Below are 5,263 nucleotides of genomic sequence, written 5' to 3'. Positions count from 1 at the left end.
GATGCCATCACTGCTGCCGGATCCCTGAATTCAGCAGCAAGAGCAGCACTGCTTCTTTGCCCGCTCAGCGATGAGCGATCAGGCGTGCATTCGCGCGGCGGCGCATCCCGACCCCTGAATGGTTACGCGAATTCTTCTAGCCCAAAAATGGCTGATCTCCGCTGATTCTAGCGTGAGACACTGACTGGAATCAATTGCACTGCAGGTGATCTGGGTTGCTCAGCAAACCCTGTTTATTGGCTCTGACGCTGTTTTCGGCAGTGGCTACGCAGGTTGTGGCTGAATCGATCCGCGATAAATGCAAGACGTCCTTCAGTATCAAGGTTGGTATACTCCCCATTCTCCGGCAATGTAAAAAGCCAGTTACCCGTGTCACCCTCAACAACCTCTAATGGAATGATTGCTCTGATTGTCTCGCTCTTGATATTCTGGCCTGCGCAGAATCCATCGAGAGAGGGAAGATTGCCATGCGATATATCAGTGCTTGCGCCAAGGGAAAACTGATTAAATGTCAGGGTCCAAGTGATTAGCGGAACAAGCCATAGCTGTGATCGATAGAGACTCAAAGCCACGGGAGTCTTTGTTGCACGAGGCAACTGCGGCTGCCGCCGAAACGTACCTAGTAAGTCATCAGATAACCGAGCTATAAGAACCGCGAACAAAAGGGCCACGCCAAGTCCAGTAAACCTGCTAGCAACATATACTTGAGGTGCTGCACCCTGCATTTCTGATATATAGCGAATAGAGGCTACAGGAAGAGTCCAGCCAATGCAGATGCTGATGCCGAGCATTAGTACCAGCCTTCGGCCCACATAGATACGCTCTCGAAACTTCAGCTTGGCAAAGAGTTCAACCCTCCCGTCAACACAAGCCAGCGAGGCCGCCGCTGGAACGAGTAACGCTATGAACAGGCAACTGGCAATCAATGGCAGCTTGTCTGCAGCAAAGAGAGCCACCGTCTTCGCGCTTAAACCGGAAGCATTAAAGAAGCTTCCGAGAGTTGTGCCATTAAGCAGCCATTTCAAACTGGCGATGAGGAATTCAATCGGGGATCGACCAATGGCTAATGATTCTGCCTCGCTAGAGGGATGGATCGTCCTCCATAGCAGAGTGACAGCGAGCAGGGGGATAAACCTGATACCACTAAGTGCAGCGGAGCGCAGAGAAGACGACCTACCCTCTCTAATTTTATACGAGTATGTCAGCAGCCAAAAAGTGAACCCCTGCAGAAAACAGCAAGCATAGAAGAAAAAGGCTAGCTGCTCCCCAATCCATAGCATTAAGCGATACAATGTCGGCGCATTAGCCAAGCCTCTCCAATCAGTAAGATAGGCAGCCAATGTTGCCACAATAAAGGATCCGGTAAATGCAAGCGGATAAGCTGATGGCGGTAAAAATTTTTGGTGGATAGCAATAAGTGAAACAGGTGCCACGAGAAGACTGCTAGCTAGAGAAATATCCGCATGTCGATGACTCAAGCGGCTCAACAGGATGAATGGCAACATTAGAAGAATCACTTCAAGAAGGCCGCTTCCGATAGGGGAAAGAATGTCCAGCCGGTTGCTGATGGTGAGCAGTGGATCGTGAACAGCAAGCTTGAGCATGACTTGACTCTGCAGCAATCCATAGCTGATTAGGGGGTGTTCTGCCTCAAGTCCGTTGTAGCCACGGTGAAAATCATCCCAATTGTTTGGCCATGGCAAGGAGGCCAAAAACAGCTGTAATGCGCTTGGAGAGATGGCAGTAATTGATGCAATCCATTGCACGTAACGAGAATTAAATCGGTTAGGTGCTGCGTAGGTCAATTTCCACATGTCTCTAGAGTGCGGTCCTCGCGTCTAGTGTACAGCCCCGTGAATAACGAATAGAATCTCAGTGTCTCCCGATGTAGTCTTTCTATGGCTGTCGGCCTTCCGAGAATGACTGTGGGCGTGTGTCATGAGTCAGCAGGTGAAAGCCAAAGCTGACGCAACTGCAACAGGGATAGGAGTTTGGCCTCCCGGGGTCGGCCTGCAGAGGCTGGCTCCAAACCACCTCATGCTGCTGCGTTCAAAAAACTTGGTGGTGAGCGATGGGGAAACAGCGGACTTGATCCGTCAGGTGTGTGATGAGAAGGTGAGCGTAAGCGAACCGTTGATGACGCGTCGAAATGCATTTCAGACGCTGCCTAACGGGAGGCGGCCCAAACCTCCCGGATCGTACCCATTCAGGGGGGGTATAGAGAGTTCCGCAGGCGCCCACTATCCCGCACCCTGCTATGTCTGCAGCGGAGCCGCTCGATCCCTCGCCTGATTGTGAGCGGCGGCTATCCCGCCTGTGGGATCAGGCTTGGTAAAGGCCGGTTTTCTCGCCGTGCGTTGATCAGCTCCATGAGGAAGGCCATGGCAGCGCGGCCCTGCTGCTTCAGCCTGGCGGTCACGGTCATGATCCTGCCCACGAACTGCCCTCCCCAGGTGGATTGAACCCCCAAACTCAACCTGCGAGCAATCACCACAGGTCTGAGGGCCCGTTCTGAGGCGTTGTTGGTGAGTTCCAGATCGGGATGGGCCAGGAAAGTCCCCAGCGCGGCCAAGCTGTTGAACAGGGTTCGGCAGGTGCCCAGGGTTTTGGCCATCGGCGTGGTTTCACAGGGGCTGCTGCCCAGAGCGATCGCCCATTCCAGCTTGGCCTGGAAGGCCTGGCGGATTTTTGTGGAGGCGGCCTCCAGCTCAGAGCGGCTGATTCGCTGATCCAGCCACTCGTGCCAGCCGTCAAACAGTTGCCCCTGCAGGCTGAGCAGCGCCTGGCCGATCTCAGCCGAGACGCCGCTGCGCTCAGCTATGGCGATCAGATCGTGGCGGATGTGGGCCCAGCAGAACTGGCGTTGCTCCAGCGATAGGCAGTTATAGGCGCCGTAGCGATCACAGATCAGGCTGCCGAGGCAGTTGTCGCCGATCAGCTGCTGGGCCGCCGCTTTGGAGCGACTGAGCCCCAGATCAAACACCGTCACCGACGCGTTGCGCAGCACCCACAGCCAGCCACTGCGGCGGTTGGGGTCGTTTCCATCTGTGTTGCCCACTGGGTAGCTGGTCTCATCGGCCTGCAGTGGCTGCAACAGGCTGTGGTCCACGCCGGCAGAACTCTGCTGGCCTGGATACCGATCCCGCTGCGAGAGCTGGAGCCCTGCATCCCCAGTCGCGGCGTCGAACGGCGACAGAGGCAGCCGTGGTTCACGCGGATTGAGTTGCCTCCAAGGCCACGACATCAGCAATCGCAGCGGTAGGCCGTCGCACGAAGGACTTAACCTGAGATGTTACGGTCAATCAGGAGAATATCAGCCTACGGAGTGGGATGGGCCTGAACAGAGCCAGCTGGGCAATCAAGTAGATTTTTACGAAGGAAGACTTCTTTCTATGGCCTACTCTGTCGACATTCTCATACCTTGCTTCAATGAAGAAGCCTGCCTGCCGTCCTTATTTTCAACACTTCAAGCAACGCTCCGGATTCAAGTAAACATAAATTGGACTCTGATAATTATTAACGATGGCAGTCGTGACGGCACGTCTAACTTAGCGTTAAGACTACTCAAAGAAAACGAGCATTGGTGTAGAGGCAAGCTCATAGACCTTTCCAGAAACTTTGGGAAGGAAGCCGCCCTCATTGCAGGACTCGATCATTCTAACGGACAAGCTACTATCATTATGGATGCCGATCTTCAGGATCCACCGGAATTAATAGAACTCATGATCAAAGCATGGATTGACGGCGCAGAAGTTGTCAATGCATCACGTACTGACAGAGGCACTGATGGAATCTTAAAAATCCTAACAGCATCTTTATTTTATCGAATCTTTCGCTTGACATCAAGGCTCGACATCAAGTTTGATGTCAGTGACTTTAGGCTGCTGGATCATGCAGTGGTAAGCTCAATCACTCAGTGTCGAGAAACTGTCCGCTTTTCAAAAGGATTTTTTGCATGGGCAGGGTTTCAGCAGCATGAGATTCCATACAGCAGGCCAGATCGCGTTTCCGGTTCAGGTAAGTGGAGCTATTGGAAACTATGGAATTATGCGCTGGATGGAATTTTTAGTTTTTCAACTGCCCCGCTACGCATCTGGACTTACGCCGGGTTAGTCATTACCTTGATTGCCTTCTACTTTGGAGTATTGACCCTTTTTCGTACTCTCATCTTGGGGATTCAATTGCCTGGATATTCATCTATCTTTACCGCCGTGACTTTTCTTGGAGGTGCTCAGCTGATTGGCATTGGCGTATTGGGTGAGTATTTAGGACGCACTTATATGGAGAGCAAGCGCAGACCGCCCTATATTATTCGCAAAATCAATGAGACATGAGACATGAGGCCTGAAAACAGACTTTGCAGGTTTGCTGTAGTAGGAATATCATCTACTTTTATTCATGCAGTTGTCCTTTATATCTTCCTTGGCATGGAATTTGGCTGGTTAAGCAATCTAGCAGGATTTCTAAGCGCCTTTGTATTCTCCTTTGTCATGCAACAGCGCTTCACATTTGCAGATAAACTAGCTGGTAAAAGACTCAATAGCCTAGCTGCTACCTCCATTTTTAGTATTAACGCGGTAGCCGCATCATGCCTCGGAATTCTACCTCAAGGTAGCATCACTTTTTTGTTGCCAATTGTACCTGCCATGATAAACTATATTCTTTACTCGATAATGAGCACCTCAAGACTGTTTGCATCCAAATAGAATTAAGGAAGCCCTGAACCAGACGATTGAATCCAGCAGCCTAGTCTGATTCTCATGAATGAGACGAGACTGAGCAGATTTTGCCCCGATTCACTCACAGCAGTCCTTGCAGAGGCGTTCAGGCAGTTTCCACCATGCATTTTGCCTTGATTTCTGGATGATTTTCGACCTTAAGACACGCTAACTCCTTATACTACCCTGGATCAGGGATCCGTTCCCGTACCATCCAGAGGTTTGCCAAGGCAAGGAGCAACTTCAGCTTGGGTAGCGCCCCTTGGAGTGGTGTAACTCAGGAGGTCCTGTGACCCTGTCTGGAGGGTGAACAGGTGCAGCCAGAGGATGACTGCTGAGGAGCTGATTGTGCAGCACCATTCAATCACTATGAACCCTGATCGCCGAATCTGCAACTCAGAGATCGGAGGAATTTATGTAGGGACTCCTGAAAAAGAGCGGCAGCCAAAACCGGTCCTCGAGTGGGCGTGGATGCGCAATAGGGGAGCCCACAAGCCTGGCTATGCGGTGACCGGCAAATCATCCAACTTGGGACATGGACTATT

General features: G+C 51.7%; 5 protein-coding genes. 3 read left to right on the top strand and 2 right to left on the bottom strand.

Features of this window, described 5'->3' with window-relative positions; all coding sequences use genetic code 11:
- Positions 1-233: 233 nt before the first annotated feature.
- Positions 234-1,805, bottom strand: coding sequence for a hypothetical protein (locus tag KBY93_RS15955; RefSeq protein WP_255095402.1), 1,572 nt, complete (start codon positions 1,803-1,805; stop codon positions 234-236).
- A gap of 500 nt (positions 1,806-2,305) precedes the next feature.
- Positions 2,306-3,109, bottom strand: a complete 804-nt coding sequence (locus KBY93_RS15950; RefSeq protein WP_255095401.1) for a transposase — start codon at positions 3,107-3,109, stop codon at positions 2,306-2,308.
- Positions 3,110-3,392: 283 nt separating this feature from the next.
- Here KBY93_RS15950 and KBY93_RS15945 point away from each other — a divergent pair, with 283 nt between their 5' ends.
- From KBY93_RS15945 to KBY93_RS15940, 3 genes are all read left to right on the top strand, one after another.
- Entirely contained in the window at positions 3,393-4,334 is a 942-nt protein-coding gene (locus KBY93_RS15945; protein WP_255095400.1) for a glycosyltransferase family 2 protein, read from the top strand.
- Positions 4,335-4,337: 3 nt separating this feature from the next.
- On the top strand, positions 4,338-4,706 hold the full coding sequence (locus tag KBY93_RS16360) for a GtrA family protein (RefSeq protein WP_399223382.1): 369 nt from the start codon (positions 4,338-4,340) through the stop codon (positions 4,704-4,706).
- A gap of 339 nt (positions 4,707-5,045) precedes the next feature.
- Positions 5,046-5,263, top strand: a 218-nt coding sequence (locus KBY93_RS15940; RefSeq protein WP_255095399.1) for a hypothetical protein, incomplete at its 3' end; no start/stop codon positions are given.

This window comes from Synechococcus sp. J7-Johnson (assembly GCF_024345795.1).
GTDB lineage: Bacteria > Cyanobacteriota > Cyanobacteriia > PCC-6307 > Cyanobiaceae > Regnicoccus_A.
This window is presented reverse-complemented; position numbering and strand designations above follow the sequence as displayed.